The organism is Thauera sp. AutoDN2 (genome assembly GCF_051280715.1).
Taxonomy (GTDB): Bacteria; Pseudomonadota; Gammaproteobacteria; order Burkholderiales; family Rhodocyclaceae; genus Thauera.
This window is the reverse complement of sequence record NZ_JBNCAR010000002.1, coordinates 183,982-201,031: the sequence shown is the minus strand read 5'-3', so window position 1 is coordinate 201,031 and position 17,050 is coordinate 183,982. Positions and strand designations below refer to the sequence as shown.

At 64.4% G+C, this 17,050-nt stretch carries 15 protein-coding genes and 1 other RNA gene; 7 read left to right on the top strand and 9 right to left on the bottom strand.

What is annotated here, in order from left to right:
* Positions 1 to 3 precede the first annotated feature (3 nt).
* From ACPT9U_RS02290 to ACPT9U_RS02275, 4 genes are all read right to left on the bottom strand, one after another.
* On the bottom strand, positions 4 to 1,233 hold the full coding sequence (locus tag ACPT9U_RS02290; protein WP_418364135.1) for a type II secretion system F family protein: 1,230 nt from the start codon (positions 1,231 to 1,233) through the stop codon (positions 4 to 6).
* Between the two features lie 14 nt (positions 1,234 to 1,247).
* Complete coding sequence (gene pilB / locus ACPT9U_RS02285) at positions 1,248 to 2,963, bottom strand: type IV-A pilus assembly ATPase PilB (RefSeq protein WP_418364134.1); 1,716 nt, start codon at positions 2,961 to 2,963, stop codon at positions 1,248 to 1,250.
* Between the two features lie 87 nt (positions 2,964 to 3,050).
* A complete protein-coding gene (locus tag ACPT9U_RS02280; protein WP_418364133.1) occupies positions 3,051 to 4,331 on the bottom strand; it encodes an HlyC/CorC family transporter in 1,281 nt (426 codons plus the stop codon).
* Between the two features lie 99 nt (positions 4,332 to 4,430).
* Complete coding sequence (locus tag ACPT9U_RS02275; RefSeq protein WP_418364132.1) at positions 4,431 to 5,273, bottom strand: cytochrome C assembly family protein; 843 nt, start codon at positions 5,271 to 5,273, stop codon at positions 4,431 to 4,433.
* A gap of 48 nt (positions 5,274 to 5,321) precedes the next feature.
* Between ACPT9U_RS02275 and ffh the strand changes: the two genes are divergently transcribed.
* From ffh to gloA, 5 genes are read left to right on the top strand one after another with little or no spacing between them, the layout of a single operon-like run.
* Entirely contained in the window at positions 5,322 to 6,692 is a 1,371-nt protein-coding gene (ffh, locus tag ACPT9U_RS02270; RefSeq protein WP_418364131.1) for a signal recognition particle protein, read from the top strand.
* A gap of 29 nt (positions 6,693 to 6,721) precedes the next feature.
* The gene (locus ACPT9U_RS02265; RefSeq protein ID WP_418364130.1) at positions 6,722 to 7,486 is read left to right on the top strand and encodes an EI24 domain-containing protein; all 765 of its coding nucleotides are present in this window, start codon (positions 6,722 to 6,724) and stop codon (positions 7,484 to 7,486) included.
* Between the two features lie 8 nt (positions 7,487 to 7,494).
* On the top strand, positions 7,495 to 8,244 hold the full coding sequence (locus ACPT9U_RS02260; protein WP_418364129.1) for a competence/damage-inducible protein A: 750 nt from the start codon (positions 7,495 to 7,497) through the stop codon (positions 8,242 to 8,244).
* Positions 8,241 to 9,008: a M48 family metallopeptidase gene (locus tag ACPT9U_RS02255; RefSeq protein WP_418364128.1), complete on the top strand. Its 768-nt coding sequence runs from the start codon at positions 8,241 to 8,243 to the stop codon at positions 9,006 to 9,008. The genes ACPT9U_RS02260 and ACPT9U_RS02255 overlap by 4 nt, the downstream gene beginning before the upstream one ends.
* A 26-nt stretch (positions 9,009 to 9,034) precedes the next feature.
* Complete coding sequence (gene gloA / locus ACPT9U_RS02250; protein WP_418364127.1) at positions 9,035 to 9,421, top strand: lactoylglutathione lyase; 387 nt, start codon at positions 9,035 to 9,037, stop codon at positions 9,419 to 9,421.
* 1 nt (position 9,422) lies between these two features.
* Here the strand turns inward: gloA and ACPT9U_RS02245 are convergent, their stop codons facing one another.
* Together ACPT9U_RS02245 and ACPT9U_RS02240 are read right to left on the bottom strand one after the other, a co-directional pair.
* A complete protein-coding gene (locus tag ACPT9U_RS02245) occupies positions 9,423 to 10,541 on the bottom strand; it encodes an HD domain-containing phosphohydrolase (RefSeq protein WP_435749738.1) in 1,119 nt (372 codons plus the stop codon).
* A gap of 69 nt (positions 10,542 to 10,610) precedes the next feature.
* Positions 10,611 to 11,855 (bottom strand): nitronate monooxygenase, encoded by a 1,245-nt coding sequence (locus ACPT9U_RS02240; RefSeq protein WP_418364125.1) that lies wholly within the window; start codon positions 11,853 to 11,855, stop codon positions 10,611 to 10,613.
* A gap of 165 nt (positions 11,856 to 12,020) precedes the next feature.
* Here ACPT9U_RS02240 and acuI point away from each other — a divergent pair, with 165 nt between their 5' ends.
* Positions 12,021 to 13,004: an acrylyl-CoA reductase (NADPH) gene (acuI, locus tag ACPT9U_RS02235; protein ID WP_418364124.1), complete on the top strand. Its 984-nt coding sequence runs from the start codon at positions 12,021 to 12,023 to the stop codon at positions 13,002 to 13,004.
* Positions 13,005 to 13,061: 57 nt separating this feature from the next.
* Positions 13,062 to 13,389: a transfer-messenger RNA gene (gene ssrA / locus ACPT9U_RS02230) on the top strand.
* 45 nt (positions 13,390 to 13,434) lie between these two features.
* Here ssrA and ACPT9U_RS02225 read toward each other — a convergent pair.
* The 3 genes from ACPT9U_RS02225 to ACPT9U_RS02215 form a co-directional block, all read right to left on the bottom strand.
* Entirely contained in the window at positions 13,435 to 13,860 is a 426-nt protein-coding gene (locus tag ACPT9U_RS02225; RefSeq protein WP_418364123.1) for a DUF1850 domain-containing protein, read from the bottom strand.
* Complete coding sequence (locus ACPT9U_RS02220; protein ID WP_418364122.1) at positions 13,857 to 15,890, bottom strand: TRAP transporter permease; 2,034 nt, start codon at positions 15,888 to 15,890, stop codon at positions 13,857 to 13,859. Before ACPT9U_RS02220 ends, ACPT9U_RS02225 begins: the two co-directional genes overlap by 4 nt.
* Positions 15,891 to 16,060: 170 nt before the next feature.
* Positions 16,061 to 17,020 carry a TAXI family TRAP transporter solute-binding subunit gene (locus tag ACPT9U_RS02215; RefSeq protein WP_418364121.1) on the bottom strand — a complete coding sequence of 320 codons (960 nt, stop codon included), beginning with the start codon at positions 17,018 to 17,020 and terminating at the stop codon, positions 16,061 to 16,063.
* Positions 17,021 to 17,050: the final 30 nt, after the last annotated feature.

Sequence of the window (17,050 nt, the reverse complement as noted above, 5' to 3'; positions counted from 1 at the left end):
CGATCAGACGACTTGGCCGAGCTTGAAGATCGGCAGGTACATGGCGACCACGAGGCCACCGATGATGGTGCCGAGAAACACCATGATCAGAGGCTCGAGCAGTTGCGAGAGGCCGGCCACCGCATCGTCCACCTCCTGCTCGAAGAAGTCGGCGACCTTGCCGAGCATGGAGTCGAGCTGGCCCGATTCTTCGCCGATGGACACCATCTGGACCACCATGGTGGGAAAGACGTTCGCGTTCTGCATGGCAACCGTGAGGCTTGTCCCGGTGCTGACTTCAGCTTGAATCTGCCGTGTCGCCACCGTATAGACGTAGTTCCCCGATGCCCCGCCCACGGAGTCCAGGGCTTCGACGAGGGGAACCCCGGCGGCGAACATGGTGGACAGCGTCCGCGTCCAGCGTGCCACGGTGGCTTTGCGCACAATCTGTCCGATTACGGGAAAGCGCAACAGGGCTCGGTCCAAGGCGATCTGCATTGCAGTGGAGCGCTTGTACAGCCAGGCAATGACGAGGATCGTTCCGATCAGGATCCCGAAGATCAGGTACCAGAATTCGACGAAGAAGTCCGACATGGCGATGACGATCATCGTCGGGGCGGGGAGGTCGGCGCCGAAGCTGTTGAATACGTTCTTGAACTCGGGGATGACGAACAGCATCATCACCGAGACGACGAGGCCGGCCACGACGATCACCGCGGCCGGATAGAACAGTGCCGACTTGATCTTGCTCTTGATCGCGAGGATCTTTTCCTTGTACGTCGCGATGCGATCGAGAAGGTTGTCCAGGATGCCAGCCTGCTCGCCCGCGGCGACCAGGTTGCAGAACAGCTTGTCGAAGTGCACCGGGTGCTTCGAGAAGGCCTGCGAGAGGTTCGACCCGGACTCGACATCCGCGCGGATCTGGTCGAGCAGGCGGGACAGCGCCGGGTTGCCCGAGCCCTTCATGGCAATGTCGAAGGCCTGCAGCAGTGGTACGCCCGACTTCATCATGGTTGCGAGCTGGCGGGTAAAGAGTGCGATGTCCTTGTCCTTGACGCGCCCGCCACGGGACATCCTCTGTTTCTTGACCTTGGTTGGCTGTATGCCCTGGCGGCGCAGCGTGGCATGTACGACCGCATCCCCCAGCGCGCGCATCTCCCCGCGCACCAGTTTTCCGGTCTTGTCCTTGCCTTCCCAGTTGTAGAGCTCTTCCTTGGGCCCGGTGTGTCGCACCGCCCGGCTTGCCGTTGCCATGAGTCGAACGTCCTTTATTCGTTGGTCGTCGCCAGTACTTCTTCCAGCGAGGTGATGCCCTGCTTAACCTTGCGCAGGCCGGATTGCCGTAGATCCTGCACGCCTTCACGCTGCGCCTGCGCTGCAATGTCCATCGAGTTGCCGCCGGTCATGATGATGTGGGCAATGTCCTCGCTGATCGGCATCACCTGGTAGATGCCGACGCGACCCTTGTAGCCGCTCCCCTTGCACCGGTCGCAGCCGGTGGGGCCCATGGGTTGCCAGCTTCCGTCGAGCTCCTCGGGGGCAAAGCCTGCCTCGATGAGCGCCTCGAGCGGGATGTCCACCGGCTTCTTGCATGAGCATAGCCGGCGGGCGAGGCGCTGGGCCGTGATGAGGATCACCGAAGACGCGATATTGAACGGTGCAACCCCCATGTTCTTGAGTCGCTCGAGGGTGGATGGTGCGTCGTTGGTATGCAGGGTGGACATCACCAGGTGCCCCGTCTGGGCCGCCTTGATCGAGATCTCGGCCGTTTCGAGGTCGCGGATCTCGCCCACCATGATGACGTCCGGATCCTGGCGCAGGAATGCGCGCAGCGCTGCCGAAAAGGTGAGGCCTGCCTTCTCGTTCACGTTCACCTGGTTGATGCCGGCAAGATTGATTTCCGCCGGATCCTCTGCCGTGGAGATGTTGATCCCCGGCTTGTTGAGGAGGTTGAGACAGGTGTACAGCGACACCGTCTTGCCCGAGCCCGTGGGACCAGTGACGAGGATCATGCCGTAGGGGCGCTCGATTGCGGCCAGCATGGCCTGCTTCTGGTCCGGATCGTAGCCAAGCGCATCGATGCCGAGCATGGCCGAGCTCGGATCGAGGATACGCATGACGATCTTCTCGCCGTGCAGGGTCGGCAGCGTCGATACGCGGAAGTCGATCGCCTTGTTCTTCGACAGCACGAGCTTCATGCGGCCGTCCTGCGGAACGCGCTTCTCCGAGATGTCGAGACGGGAGATGACCTTGATGCGTGCGGCGATCTTTTCCTTGAGTACCAAGGGCGGCTGGGCGATGTCGCGCAGGATGCCGTCGGTGCGCACGCGGATGCGGTAGAACTTTTCGTAGGGTTCGAAGTGGATGTCGGAGGCGCCCTCATTGATGGCGTCGATCAGCACCTTCTGGATGAACTTGACGACCGGGGCGTCATCGACATCGCTGCTGTCCTCCTCTTCGGCTTGCTGTCCTGGACCTTCCTGCTGCAGCAGGTCCATGTCGAAGGCCTCGCCGGTGAGGTCCTTGAGCGTTTCGGACGTTGACTCCGAAAGGCCCTCTACGATGCGCTTGAGCTTGTCCGCCTCGGCGATGACGAGATCGAGCTGCATGCCGGTCTGGAAGCGGATCTCGTCCAGCGCGCGCAGGTTCGAGGGGTCTGCAACGGCAAGCGTGATCCGGTTCTGGCGCTTGAGCAGGGGCACGACCTGATGCTTGGTGAGAAGCTTGCGGTCGACCGCATCGCGTGCAAACACCTGCGCGTCGAATGCGGAAATGTCCAGTAGCGGGTAGCCGAAGGTCTCCGCCGCGAAGTGCGCCATTGCCGTGCAGCTGACCAGGCCTTTTCCGGCGACTTCGAGGATGAAGGCGTTGCTGCCATCATGGGCTTGCGTCGAGCATGCGATCGCATCTTCTTCGCGCAGGTGCCCATGCTGAATCAATGCCCTGGCGAAGCCGCTCAGGGCCGGTTTGGAAGTTGCCGCCATACCTTGCTCTTCTCCGGAGTGCGGCCGATCTTGCACGTCGTGCCCGACCTTGTAAAGTGCTCTGTCATGCCATGTGTGATGCCTTCCTCAGGGCTGAGGCCGCTCCTGGAGCGGGCGATACAGGCGGGCAGTGCGCACCATGCGGTCTTCCGTCTGTACCACCTCCACCGGAGTATTGCCGATCTTCATTGATACGCCGGTCTCCGGGATGTCCTGGAGAAACTCGAGAATCAGGCCGTTGAGGGTCTTGGGGCCGTCGATGGGCAGATCCAGATCGAGGCGGCGGTTGAGTTCCCGCAGGTTGGACGAGCCGTCGACCAGCACGCTGCCGTCTTCGCTCCAGTTCATGCGGTTGCCGGCGTCCGGCGTGCTGGTGGTGAACTTGCCGATCAGTTCCTCGATGATGTCCTCGAGCGTGATCAGGCCGAGCAGTTCGCCGTACTCGTCCACGACGAAGGCCAGACGCTGCTGGTTCTCCTGGAAAAACTGGAGTTGCGAATACAGTGGTGTGTCGGCAGGAACGAAGTAGGGCCGTGCGAGCAGTTCGCGAATGCGCTCGATGTCGAAGTCCTGTTCCAGGGTGTCGCTGAGCAGGCGGCGCTGGTGCAGCACCCCGATCACGTGCTCGCTGTCACCGTCATGCACGGCCAGCCGGGTGTGAAAGCTGGTCGCGATCTGGCGCCGGATCTCTGCTTCCGGCTCGGAGAGATCGATCCCCTCGATCGCTCCGCGCGGCGTCATCACGTCTTCCACGGTGATGTTCTCGAGGTCGAACAGGTTGAGGAGGATGCTGCGGTGCTTGTGCGGGATGTAGTGTCCCGATTCCGCCACCATCGCGCGCAGCTCATCGACCGAGAGCCCAGTCTCGGCGTCCTTCCTGGGGTTGAGCCTGAACGTCCGCAGCAGCGCGCTGGAAAACAGATTGACGAACCACACCGCGAAATAGAACGTCCGCAGGAGTGCCGTGAGCGGATACGCGACGATCGGCGCGAGGCGGTCGGCATGCGTGGCGCCGACCACCTTTGGAGTGATCTCCGCGAACACCAGGATCGCGAAGGTCACCAGCAGCGTTGCCGCGCCGAGCACCCAGCGCTCATCGCCGAAAAGCTCCATCGTCAGTACGCTGACCAGGGTAGCTGCGGCGGTATTCACCAGGTTGTTGAAGAGCAGGATCACGCCCAGCAACCTGTCGGTGTGGGCGAGCAGGTCGAGGGCCAGGACTGCTCCGCGATGCCCCTGGGCAGCCAGGGAGCGGAGGCGGTAGCGGTTTGCGGCCATCATGACCGTTTCGGACATCGAGAAGCTGCCCGAGAGTATGAGCAGCACGATCAGTGCGACGACTTGGAGCGTCAGGCTAAGGTCCGACACGGGTAACGGGGTGTTGAGAGGGACCCCGAGTATTCGCGTGGGTCAGGACGCTGTCAACTCGCGCCCGGTACGCTCGAGCCCAGCACGCGCAAGGCCTGCTCAGGCCGCGCGGCCGAGCAGGACTTCAAGAACGAAGCGGCTGCCTACGTAGGCAAGCATGAGCGCGACGAAGCCCGCGAGCGTCCAGCGCAACGCCAGCCGTCCGCGCCAGCCCCACAGCCGTCGACCGAGCAGGAGCCCGCCGAACAGGAGCCACGAGATGAAGGCGAAGACCGTCTTGTGGTCCACCCGGAAGGCTTGCCCAAACAGGGTCTCGGAAAACAGCACACCGCTGGCGAGGGTGAGTGTCAGCAGCACGAAGGCAATGCCGATGAGGCGGAACAGCAATGCCTCCATGGTCAGCAAGGGCGGCAGCCCTGAGAGCAGGCGGCTGAAATGGGCATTGTGCAACTGGCGGCTTGCGATCGACATCAGCATGGCGTGCAGCGCGGCGAGGGTGAATAGGCTGTAGGCCAGCATCGCGATCACGAAATGCGCGCGGAATCCGGCTGAGGTGGCGTTGGCCAGCACATGGTCACCCGGGAACAGCAGCGGGATCAGACTGGCGATGGCCCCGGCAGGCATCACTGCCGCGTGCAAGCCGTCGAGCCGGGTGTACAGCGTTTCCACCCAGTAGAAGCACACTGCCAGCCAGACCATGAGGGAAACTGCAAGACCGAAGCCGAAGCGCATCTCGTCGCCGGGGAAGATGCTGACGTGCAGGGTCAGGCCGTGTGCAATCATCGCGACGAGCAACAGCAGGCGCTCGCGGGTGCTCATGCACTCGCGCCTTGCGCTCAGGCGCGAGACGCCCACGTCTCCTGCCATGCAGGTCCGCCAGAAGAAGACCCCGAGCCCGGCATAAAGCGAGGCGGGAAGCAGATGAAGTAGAATTGTGCCCATACGTAGCTGCAGTTTACTCCAAGTCACGCGCGGAAGGCCTCTTACACAATGCTCGACAATCTGACTCAACGGCTGTCCAAGGTCGTGAAGACCTTGCGTGGCCAGGCTCGCCTCACAGAAGAGAACATCCAGGAGGCCATGCGAGAGGTGCGCATGGCTCTGCTCGAGGCGGACGTTGCGCTCCCCGTGGTCAAGGACTTCGTCGCCCGAGTCAAGGAAAAGGCGGTCGGCCAGGAGGTGATCGCCTCCCTGACGCCCGGGCAGGCGCTGGTGGGTGTCGTGCATGACGAACTCAAGGCGCTCATGGGCGGTGCGCACGAGGGCCTGAATCTTTCCACTCAGCCGCCGGCGGTCGTGCTGATGGCCGGCCTGCAGGGCGCGGGCAAGACCACCACCACCGGCAAGCTCGCCAAGTTCCTGCATGAGCAGCAGAAGAAAAAGGTGTTGGTGGTGTCCACCGACGTCTATCGCCCGGCAGCGATCGAGCAGCTGAAGACGGTGGCCGCCCAGGCCGGCGTCGGCTTCTTCCCCTCCGAGACGGTGCAGAAGCCGGTCGACATCGCGCTCGCCGCGCTCGATTACGCGCGCAAGCATCACGTCGACGTGCTCCTGGTCGACACCGCTGGCCGGCTTGCGGTGGATGAGGCCATGATGGCCGAGATCAAGGATCTACATGTCGCAGCCAAGCCGATCGAAACCCTGTTCGTGGTCGACGCGATGCTTGGCCAGGACGCGGTCAACACGGCGCGCGCCTTCAACGAAGCACTGCCGCTCACTGGCGTCGTGCTCACCAAGCTCGACGGTGATTCGCGTGGCGGTGCGGCGCTGTCGGTGCGCCACGTCACCGGCAAGCCGCTCAAGTTCGCCGGTGTCGGCGAGAAGCTCTCCGGGCTGGAGCCCTTCCATCCGGACCGCATGGCCAGCCGTATTCTCGGCATGGGCGACATCCTCGGCCTGGTCGAGGAGGCGCGCCGTGGCGTCGACGAGGAGAAGGCGCGGGTCTTCGCGCAGAAGCTCAAGACCGGAAAAGGGTTTGATCTCAACGACTTCAAGGAGCAGATTGCCCAGATGCGCAAGATGGGCGGGCTGTCCTCGATGATGGACAAGCTGCCGGCGCAGTTCGCGCAAGCCGCGGGCAAGCTGCAGGGTGGGGCGGAAGAGAAGGCCATCTCCCGCATCGAGGGCATCATCAACTCGATGACCCCGCTCGAGCGCACAAAGCCCGAATTGCTCAAGGCCAGCCGCAAGCGCCGCATTGCGGCCGGCGCAGGGGTCACCGTGCAGGAGGTGAATCGCCTGCTCAACCAGTTCGAGCAGACACAGAAAGTGATGAAGCAGTTCTCCAAGGGCGGCATGCAGAAGATGATGCGCGCCATGAAGGGCATGATGCCGGGCGGGCTCCCGGGCATGCCGCGTTGAACGCTTGAGTCCGGAGGCGAGGTGGGCGAATGAAGGACATTCTGGTTGCCCTGGGACGCGCCGCGCGTAGCTTGGGACGGCGCGACATCTTCTGGCATCTGCTCTGGCCGGGGCTGCTCTCGGTCCTGGTTTGGGCCAGCGTGGCCTTCTATGCGTGGACGCCGGTCACCGGATGGATCTTCGAGCAGGTGAGCAACTGGTCCTTTGTCGGCGGCTGGATCTCGGCCTCGGAAACGACGGCGGCCATCGTGCTGGTGCTGGTTCAGATCGCCGCCGCCTTGCTGGTTGTGCCGCTGGTCTATGTCACCGCGGCGATGCTGGTGGCGACGATCGCGTTGCCGCTGATGCTCGAGCGCGTGGCTCGCAGCGACTACGCGGAAGTCGAGCAGCGTCGTGGCGGCTCCAACCTCGGTAGTGCGTGGAATTCGATCCTCGCGGGCGTCCTGTTCCTGGCCGCACTGCTGATCTCCCTTCCGCTCTGGCTGATTCCCGGAGCGGGCCTGCTGATTTCCGTAGGCCTCACGGGCTGGCTCAACCAGCGTGCCTTCGGCTATGACGCGCTGATGTTCCACGCCGACCGGGGCGAACTCCAGCGCCTGCGCGATGACTGGCGGCCGCAGATGCTCCTGCTCGGTGGGGGCACAGCATTGCTCGCTTACGTGCCGGTGATCAACCTGGTCGCGCCTGCCTTTGCCGGTCTCGCGTTCGTCCATTACATGCTCGAAACCCTGCGCCGCCATCGGCTCAAGTACGGCGTGACCGTGCTCGATGCAGAGCCCGGCGCCATTCGTTGAGAACCCTCATGAACTTCGGTGCTCTGATCATCGGCGACGAGATCCTTTCCGGCCGCCGCAGCGACAAACATCTGGCGAGGCTGGTCGAGCTGCTTGGCGCGCGTGGCCTGAAACTGTCCTGGGCGCGCTACGTCGGCGACGATTTTGCCCGCCTGGCCGAGACTCTGCGTCAGACCTTTGCCACCGGCGACGTGGTGTTCAGCTTTGGCGGCATCGGGGCCACCCCGGACGATCGGACCCGCCAGGCGGCAGGGGCGGCGCTTGGTCTGGAGCTCGCCCTGCACCCGCAGGCAGAAGCCGAGATCCGCGCCCGTTTTGGCGATGAGATCACACCCGAGCGGCTGCAGATGGGCGTTTATCCGGTCGGTAGCGAGATCATTCCCAACAGTTTCAACCGCATTCCCGGCTTTTCGATCCGGCAGCACTACTTCACCCCCGGCTTCCCGGTGATGGCGTGGCCCATGGTGGAGTGGGTGCTCGATACCCGGTTTGCCCATCTGCATCACGCCGAGGACTACGTCGAGCAGGCGGTGACCGTGTGGGATGCCTACGAGGGGCAACTCATCGGCCTGATGCGTCAGGTCTGCGCCGACTATCCCGACGCCACGTTGTTCAGCCTGCCTACCATCGCGGCAGAAGGGCAGCGCCGCTCGCTGGAGCTGGGCATGAAGGGCAAGGCCGCGCGCGTGGCCGATGCGATGGCGGTGATCAAGGCCGATCTCGGTGCCCGCGGCCTGACCTGGGAAGACAAGGCTTGAGCGCTCGCGGCCGCGTTGCGGCACAGGAGCAGGCGCACAGCCTCTTGGTCGAAGGAACGCGTGTCGACCTGATCCTGCGCCGCTCCGCGCGACGCTCCTTCGCACTTCAGGTCGACCACCGTGGCGCGCGTGTGGCGGTGCCCTTGCGCACTCCGCTGGACGAGATTGAGCGCTTCATCCACAGCCACGGCCGTTGGCTGCTGGACCGGCTGCAGGCGCGGACTGCGGTGCGCGCCGCGCCGGCGATGGACGTTGTCGATGGGGCCACGCTGCCGCTTTTCGGCTGCCCATTGACGCTTCGCCTGCACCCGGGCCGCAGCGTGCGCTGGCAGCTGGATGGCGCGCGGGAGGAACTCATGCTACCTACCGCCGTCGACACGCAACGTGCGCTCGTACGTGCGTTGCAGGCCCGGGCGCTTGCCTGGTATCACGGGCGGGTGGAGGAATGCTGTCATCGACTTGCGCTGCCCGTGCCGCCGGTGCGACTGTCGAACGCACGCACACGCTGGGGCAGTTGCAGTGTGCGCTCGGGTATTCGCCTGCACTGGAGGCTGGTTCATCTCCGCCCGGCCCTGATCGACTACGTGGTGGCGCATGAAGTCGCTCATTTGCTGGAGATGAACCACTCGCCGCGCTTCTGGGCGGTCGTCGAGCGTCTTTACCCGGGCTGGCGCGAAGCGCGGGCCCAGTTGCGCGAGGCCACGGCGACCCTGCCGGTCCTCACCTGCGCAGTCGGTTCTGCGGGCGGCGCACGGGAACATTGAACAAGCAAACGAACAGGACACCACCCATGCGAATTCTCCACACCATGCTGCGCGTCGGCGATCTCGACCGGTCCCTTGCGTTCTACACCGATGTGCTGGGCATGCGTCTGCTGCGCCGGCAGGATTACCCCGAGGGCAAATTCACCCTCGCCTTCGTCGGCTATCAGGACGAGGCCGAGGGCGCCGTGCTCGAACTCACCCACAACTGGGGAGTGACCGAGTACGCGCTCGGCACGGCCTATGGCCATGTCGCGCTGGAAGTTGCGGATGCAAAGAAGGCCTGCGACGAGATCCGTACACGCGGTGGAAAGGTGGTGCGCGAAGCGGGCCCGATGAAGCACGGCAGCACGGTGATTGCCTTTGTCGAAGATCCCGATGGCTACAAGGTCGAACTGATCGAACGCAAAGACTGAATCAGTGCCGCGATTCCGGGGGCGACGGGATACCAAGCTCGTCGTCATCGCGGAAGCCCGCGTCGTCGTCGCGGAAGCGTACGCGAATCTCCAGCACGGCCTCCCAGGCATGCAGTAGCGCATCGACGCAGTCACCGTCGAAATGCCGGCCGCGACCATCGCGCAGCAACGCAATCGCGCGCGACATGGGCCATGCGGGCTTGTAGGGGCGTGCCGACGTAAGCGCATCAAATACATCGGCCACGGCGACAATCCGCCCCTCGACCGGAATGTCCGTGCCGGCAAGGCCGTTCGGATAGCCGCTGCCGTCGAACTTCTCGTGGTGGGTCAGGGCGATCGTGGCGCCCAGGCGCAGGATGCTCGATGAGGAATCCTTCAGGATGTCATAGCCGATCTGGGAGTGGCGCCGCATCACCGCAAGCTCTTCCGTGGACAGCTTTCCTGGTTTGAGCAGGATGGTGTCAGGGATGCCGAGTTTACCCACGTCGTGCATCGGGGCTGCCAGCAGCAGGGCATCGACCGACGCGGTCGAATGCCCCAGCTGTCGTGCGATCAGCGCCGAGTAATGTGCCATGCGCTGGATGTGTGCTCCCGTCTCCGGGTCGCGGAACTCGGCTGCGCGCGCCAGCCGGGTGACGGTCTCTTGTTCGCGGTCCACGATCGCCGCCGTCGCCTTGCGCACTTCGGCGGCGAGTATCTCGGCACGCTGTTGAGTGGCGAGATGGGCCTCGCGCAGTTTGAGCATGTTGCGCACCCGGGCGCTGAACTCATGGCCGTCGATCGGTTTCGTCAGGAAGTCGTTTGCGCCCAGATCCAGCGCCTGGTAACGCACTTCGCGCTCGTGGCTGGCAGTGACCATGAGGATCGGCAGGCTGTCCCGGTCGCGGTCAGCCCGTATCCGGCGCAGGAACTCCAGTCCATCCATCTCCGGCATCATGTAGTCGAGGATGATCAGGTCTGGCTCATTGCCCTGGCACCACGCAAGCGCATCGCGAGGCGCTTCGAAAGGGAGGGCGCGAGCCCCCCCGAGCCGGTCGACGAGCGAACGCATCAGGGCGAGGTTGAGTGGCGTGTCGTCGAGCACGACGACCTGCATCGATCTTTCGGGCAGTCGTTCCATGCGCGCAAGTATTTCCTCTGCGGGCGCGCATGCCGAGGAACTATTCCTCGGCTGCCTGTCTGAGCGGAATCACTCCGGCAGGGCGATACGGCCCTCGGTGCTGAATTGATAATCCTTGAACACGTGCTCGGCGGACAGGATGCGGTAATCACCCGTCTCCCCGCAGACCGAGGTGTCCTTGAGTCGGTAAGTGTAGTGCCCGCAGGTCCAGCAGTCGAAGTTGCGCATGTGCGTGCACAGACAGGTCTTGTCGAAGACTTTCACCTTCTTTGCCTCGGGGTGCGCAGCCACCTCCCGGTTGTAGGCCTCGATGTACTGGCAGTTGCCGGTCGAATCGAGCAGATAGCCGTATGCTTCGCAGTTGGGGCGGATGCCGCTGCCGATTGCCGGGCTGCTCTTGAGCATCCGCATCGGGTAGCCGGTAGGCGAGATCTGGTTGACCTCGATCTGCTCTTCGCTTGCTTTGAAATAATGCTGCTTGACGTCGTCGGGCAGGCCGCATTCGGTGGTTACGGTGAAGCGGGTTGCAACCTGCACCGCAGCCGCCCCGGCGTCGAGGAAGTTCACCGCATCGGTGCCGGTGAAGATGCCGCCGGCCGGAATCAGCGGAATGTCGAGCTGCTGCTCGCGCAGCCAGTCGCGGATCTCGGTGACGATGGTGGCGAGATCGTACTCTGCCCAGTCGAGGCCGAACCCGAGGTGGCCGCCGGCGAGCGGCCCCTCGACCACAACGTAGTCGGGCATGCGGCCGGTACGGGCGCTCTTCTTCAGGAAGAGCTGCAGCGCACGCAGCGAACTGACGATGATGCCCAGTTGCACATCGCGGAAGCGCGGGTGGTCCTCGATCAATGCGAACGAGCCCAGATGCAGGCCGGCGGCGAGCGTGATGCCGTCGATGCCGTGATCCATCGCGGTGCGCAGGCGCACGCGCAGGGTTTCCTTCGGCGCGTTCATCGTCAGCTTTTCCATGCAGTTGATGAACACCATCCCTGGGCCGCGCTTGCGCTCCATGGTGCGACTGACGTGGGTCGCGGTGGCCTCGGCGATCAGTCCGAGGTCGAACTGCACCACTGACTTGTCGGCGTTGGCGACGTTGAACTTATACTGCTGCAGCTTGTTCTTGACGTACTTGGTGTTGTAGCGCCGGTCGGATACCGTCGGCAGCATGGCATCGGAAATGTGCCCGACTCCGCCCAGGCGTGCAGCCTCGAGTGCCAGGTCGGAAGTGGAGATGTCCACTCCCATACCCCCGACCATGATCGGCACGAGTTCGCTGGAACCCAGTTTCAGGCGGAAATCATCAACACGCTTCATTGCTTCGAGTCCGTTTGTTCGGAAGTCCCGCATTATCACCCGGCGAGGCGTTTCATTACAGCCCCGTGGCGCCCGTCGGCCGTTCGGGGCAGGCGTGCGGGTGATGCATCACCTGACTTATGATCCCGCGTGGGCATTTTAGTTTTCACAACGGAGGTCGACACCATGTTCAGGGCGGTTCTGATCGAGAAGGACGACGCAGGCTACCGTGCGTCGGTCAAGGCGTTGGATGAATCCACGCTGCCCGAGGGCGATGTCAGCGTACGCGTCGCCTATTCCTCGCTCAATTACAAGGACGGGCTGGCGATCACCGGCCGCGGTGCGGTCGTGCGCAAGTTCCCCATGGTGCCGGGCATCGACCTCGTCGGCACCGTGGAAGCCAGCAGCCACCCCGGCGTGGCAGTCGGCGATGCGGTGACCCTCAATGGATGGGGGCTGAGCGAGGTGCACTGGGGCGGACTGGCGCAACGGGCGCAGGTCCGTGGCGAATGGCTGGTGCCGCTGCCGGAGGCGTTCACCCCGCGTCAGGCGATGGCGATTGGCACCGCTGGCTACACCGCCATGCTGTGCGTGATGGCGCTCGAGCGCCATGGGGTGACGCCGGAGCGCGGCGAAGTGCTCGTAACCGGGGCGAGCGGTGGCGTGGGTAGTGTGGCGATCGCCTTGCTCGCGAAGCTCGGATTTACGGTCGTTGCGTCCACCGGCCGGCCACAGGAGGCGGATTACCTGAAGTCCCTCGGGGCCAGCGAGATCATCGACCGGAATGAACTCGGTTTGCCCGGAAAGCCTCTAGGCAAGGAGCGTTGGGCGGGCGTGATCGATGCGGTCGGCAGTCACACCCTGGCCAACGCATGTGCCACAACGAAGTATCGGGGCACCGTCGCCGCCTGCGGACTCGCGCAGGGGCTCGATTTTCCGGCGTCGGTCGCGCCTTTCATCCTGCGCGGCGTGACCTTGGTCGGCATCGACTGCGTGATGGCGCCGCGCGAGGATCGCCTGGAAGCTTGGCGCCGGCTCGCACGCGACCTCGACGTGAGCAAGCTCGAGTTGATGACCCGGGAGATCGGGCTCGACGAGGTGATCGACACCGCTACCGCCCTGCTCGATGGCAAGGAGCGGGGCCGTATCGTGGTGAACGTGGACCGCTGATCTGGTCGCAGGGCGAGCCTGCACGAGACAAGCGCTTACAAAGCTCGCCCGGTCGGATTGCGCCGAGGCATTGAATACGAAGGGCAACCTGCGTAAGATTCGTCGCATGGTTGTAATCCCGGCAATCTGGAGGCGTTCTGGACAGGGGTTCGATTCCCCTCACCTCCACCCAAGTGCATTCGGGAGTGTGCTTGGGTGGGGGTGTACCGGTTTCGACAGGGCGGGCAAAGGTGAGCAGGCAACCCGAGAGGCGACGGACGTAATCCGCGCAAATCCATAAACGCCAACGATGAGCGTTTCGCACTGGCCGCTTAAGGCCTATGCCGAGGCTGCTTGAGCCTTGTTACCAAAGAAAAGCCGGTGGGGACTTCGGTCCCCATCGTCATGTCTACGCCCAGGCCTGTTTGCGCCCAGGCCTCGCGATGGTTTCTCAGGGCGTTTGCCTGCAACCCCGCAGGGTCACTACGACGGCCTCTGCGGGCTGCGGCTCCAGTCCGGGCAGGTGGTCTGCGAGGGGTCGGCAGCGCCCGCCGGTGCAGAGTTCGTAGGGCGCGGCATACGCACTGTGTGTCAGTTCCAGCGCCTCGACGGCGCGGCTCACGCGGTAGTGCCAAACGCCGTCTCGGAGTTCGGCGCCAGCCGGAGGCTCCATGCCGGCACCCGAACCGCGGACCCGGGCTTCCATCAGCGCCAGCGCCCAGGACTTCGTGTCGCCTTGGGATCCCAGGTCGGCGGGCTGGATCTGCCAGTCTTCTTCCCAGCGCTGCTTCTCGATCGAGTGGGTCCACGCCAGGGTGAATCGCTCTGCGGGTACGAACGCCGCCAGCGTGCCGCTCAGCAGGCAGATGCCGATCATGTGCTCGCCACGACGCTGCGGCGCTGGCGCCAGGCCAGCCAGCCGAACAGAAGGGCCGCACTGCCCAGACCGATCTCGTCGGTGACCGGCAGTGCGGCGACGAGAAAGAGGGCGCTCAGGAAAGCCCAGATGCGCAGCGGCCAACTCACCGGCTGCCACAGATAGCCAATCGAGGCGACGCCCCAGAGCGCAATCGCCACCAGCGCCTTGAAGACGATCCATGCGACTGCGAGAACTGTCGGGTCGCCCTGCAGCATCAGCTCTGGTGCATAGACCGCCATGTAGGGCACGACGAAGCCCGCGAGCGCCACCCGCACCGCCTGCAGGCCGATGCGCATCCCTGACACGCCGGCGATCGGTGCCGCCGCGAAGGCGGCTAGTGCCACCGGCGGCGTGAGATCGGCCAGGATTCCGAAGTAGAACACGAACATGTGCGACACGATCAGCGGCACGCCCAACTCCAGCAGCGCGGGTGCGGCCAGTGAGCTGGTGATGATGTAGTTGGGGATGGTCGGGATGCCCATGCCCAGCAGCAGGCAGACGAGCATGGTCAGCATCAGCGACAGCAGCAGGTTGTCCTTGCCGAGCGAGATGATGGCGTTGGCGAAGGTGGTGGCAGCGCCGGTGAGGGTGAGCACGCCGATGATGACGCCCACCAGGGCGCAGGCCACGCCCACCGGAAGCGCGTGGCGGGCGCCGTCAGCGAGGGCGTTGGCGGCGATGCGCAGCGTGGCGCGCCCGCCGCTGACGAAGAAGCAGAGCAGTACGAGGCCGGCGATCACGCTCAGGATCGCGCTGATGCCCCATTTGAAGAAGCCGGCGCAGAAGACGCCCAGCGCGATCCAGAACGCGAAGCGCAGCGCATTGCCACGCAGGCGGAGCGCCACTGCAGCGCCAAGGATCAGCACCGCGGTCAGCGCCAGACCGACCATGCCCGAGAACAGGGGCGTGTACCCCGAAAACAGGAGCCCGACCAGCACCGCAAGCGGCAGCAGCAGGTACCACTGTCGCCTCACTGCTGCCCAGGGGTCGGGGCACTCGTCCTTGGGAATGCCGTGCAGGCCGGCGCGCCCGGCCTCGAGATGGACCATCCAGAACGCAGTGACGAAATAGAGCAGGGCAGGGATGATCGCCGCCTTGACGATCTCCACATACGCCACCCCGATCGTCTCGGCCATGATGAAGGCGACCGCGCCCATCACCGGGGGCATGATCTGCCCGCCCATGCTCGAGGTTGCTTCGACGCCGCCGGCAAACTCGGGCCGATACCCGAAGCGCTTCATCAGCGGAATGGTGAACTGGCCGGTGGTCACCACATTGGCCACGCCCGAGCCGTTGATCGTACCCATCATGCCCGAGGTGACGACGGATACCTTGGCTGGCCCCCCGCGCGTGTGGCCGACCGTCCCGAGGGCGAAATCGGTGAACAGCCGGATCATGCCGGCCTGCTCGAGAAAGGCGCCAAACAGGATGAACAGGAAGATGTAGGTGGCGCTGACGTAGGTTGGGATACCGTAGATGCCCTCGGTGCCGAAGGTGAGGTGCTCGATGAGCTGGTCGAAGCCGTAGCCTCGGTGGGCGAAGTCACCGGGCAGGTGTTGGCCGAACAGGGCATAGGCGAAGAAGGCGGCGCAGATCAGCGGCAGCGCCGGGCCCATGATGCGACGTGCGGCTTCGAACACCAGCAGCAGGGTGAGGCTGCCGACGACGATGTCGGCTCGGGTCGGGTCGCCAGCGCGTACGATCAGATCCGATTCGAACAGCCAGTGATACGACGCGAGCAGAAGGGCGAGCACCCCCAGCAACCATGCGAGTGCGGGCACCGACCGACGTGGGAGCCAGTGCTGCATCAACGCGAAGGTCATCAGCAGCATGAAGCCGACGTGAATCGCACGCACGACCTGCGAGGACAGCGGGTGGTAGGCCGCCACCACGATCTGGAAGGCGGAGAACGCGATTGCGATCAGGAACAGGGCGCGCCCCTGCAAGCCCTTGTCCCAACCGAAGGGGGCGACGTGTGCGTCCTGCATTTGACTGAGCCTGTGGGTGTGCCGCGGGTTGCATGCCTCACCGGCGGGCTTCGATCACAGGACAACCTAGATCCTGTGCGCTACCGTCTGCCCACCGGGGCGTGTGGTGAGGGGGGTGTCGGAAAGACGGCGTGGCGGCGCCTGGAGGAGGCGCCGTCACGCTGCCGGGCTCAGTTGAGCAGGCCCGCCTCTCGGTAGTAGCGCTCGGCCCCGGGGTGCAGCGGCAGCGGCAGATTGTCGGCCGCCCCCTCGGCCTGGATGCCGCGTGCGGCGGCATGGGCCGATACGAGCTGGTCGAGGTTCTCGAACATCGACTTGGTCTTTGCGTACACCACCTCGTCCGGCACTTCAGCGTGCGTGACGAGAATATTGCGGATTGCCACCGTCGGCACGTCCTCGGCCTGCCCCTGATACGTGTTCGCCGGGATCACGGAGGGTTGGTACGCCGCGTCCCCGATGCTCGCGACCACCTCGGCAGGGACGGGAATCACCGTGATATTGAGTGCATTGGCGAGATCGCGGATCGATGCGACCCCCAGCCCGGCGGATTGCAGGGTGGCGTCGAGCTGGCGGTTCTTGATGAGTTCGACGGACTCGCCAAACGGCAGGTATTCGACCTTGGCGAGATCCTCGTAGCTCATTCCCGCGCCCTTGAAGATGGCGCGTGCGTTGAGCTCGGTGCCCGAACGCGCTGCGCCCACGGATACGCGCTTGCCCTTGAGATCCGCCAGGCTGCGGATGCCGGAATCGGCGGCCGCAACGATCTGGATGTAGTTGTTGTAAATGCCAGCCAGACCCCGCAGCTTGTCGAGCTTGCTCTTGAAGCCGGCCTCTTCCACCCCGTTCCATGCCGCGGAAACGGAATCGCCCAGGGCGAATGCGACTTCGCCACGGCCCGCCTGCAGCAGATTGAGGTTCTCTGCGCTGGCCTTGGTGGACTGAACGCTGACGCGAGCGCTGGGCAGCGCATCGCCATACACTTTGGAGAGCGCGACACCGAGCGGGTAATACACGCCGCTGGTGCCGCCGGTCAGTACGGTGACGAACTGCTGCTGGGCGTGCGTGATGCCGCTGCCGACGGTGGCAAGGGCCGTGAACGCGGCGAGGCCGAGCGTGCGAATCAACTTCATGGTTGTCTCCTACCTGGTTGATCAGACAAA

What these genes read in the sequence shown, in the direction of transcription:
- ACPT9U_RS02215 (WP_418364121.1), bottom strand. Translation starts at nt 17,020, where the DNA reads ATGAAGTTGATTCGCACGCTCGGCCTCGCCGCGTTCACGGCCCTTGCC.
- ACPT9U_RS02240 (WP_418364125.1), bottom strand. Translation starts at nt 11,855, where the DNA reads ATGAAGCGTGTTGATGATTTCCGCCTGAAACTGGGTTCCAGCGAACTC.
- acuI (WP_418364124.1), top strand. Translation starts at nt 12,021, where the DNA reads ATGTTCAGGGCGGTTCTGATCGAGAAGGACGACGCAGGCTACCGTGCG.
- ACPT9U_RS02265 (WP_418364130.1), top strand. Translation starts at nt 6,722, where the DNA reads ATGAAGGACATTCTGGTTGCCCTGGGACGCGCCGCGCGTAGCTTGGGA.
- ACPT9U_RS02260 (WP_418364129.1), top strand. Translation starts at nt 7,495, where the DNA reads ATGAACTTCGGTGCTCTGATCATCGGCGACGAGATCCTTTCCGGCCGC.
- pilB (WP_418364134.1), bottom strand. Translation starts at nt 2,963, where the DNA reads ATGGCGGCAACTTCCAAACCGGCCCTGAGCGGCTTCGCCAGGGCATTG.
- ffh (WP_418364131.1), top strand. Translation starts at nt 5,322, where the DNA reads ATGCTCGACAATCTGACTCAACGGCTGTCCAAGGTCGTGAAGACCTTG.
- ACPT9U_RS02220 (WP_418364122.1), bottom strand. Translation starts at nt 15,890, where the DNA reads ATGCAGGACGCACACGTCGCCCCCTTCGGTTGGGACAAGGGCTTGCAG.
- ACPT9U_RS02290 (WP_418364135.1), bottom strand. Translation starts at nt 1,233, where the DNA reads ATGGCAACGGCAAGCCGGGCGGTGCGACACACCGGGCCCAAGGAAGAG.
- ACPT9U_RS02245 (WP_435749738.1), bottom strand. Translation starts at nt 10,541, where the DNA reads ATGGAACGACTGCCCGAAAGATCGATGCAGGTCGTCGTGCTCGACGAC.
- ACPT9U_RS02225 (WP_418364123.1), bottom strand. Translation starts at nt 13,860, where the DNA reads ATGATCGGCATCTGCCTGCTGAGCGGCACGCTGGCGGCGTTCGTACCC.
- ACPT9U_RS02275 (WP_418364132.1), bottom strand. Translation starts at nt 5,273, where the DNA reads ATGGGCACAATTCTACTTCATCTGCTTCCCGCCTCGCTTTATGCCGGG.
- gloA (WP_418364127.1), top strand. Translation starts at nt 9,035, where the DNA reads ATGCGAATTCTCCACACCATGCTGCGCGTCGGCGATCTCGACCGGTCC.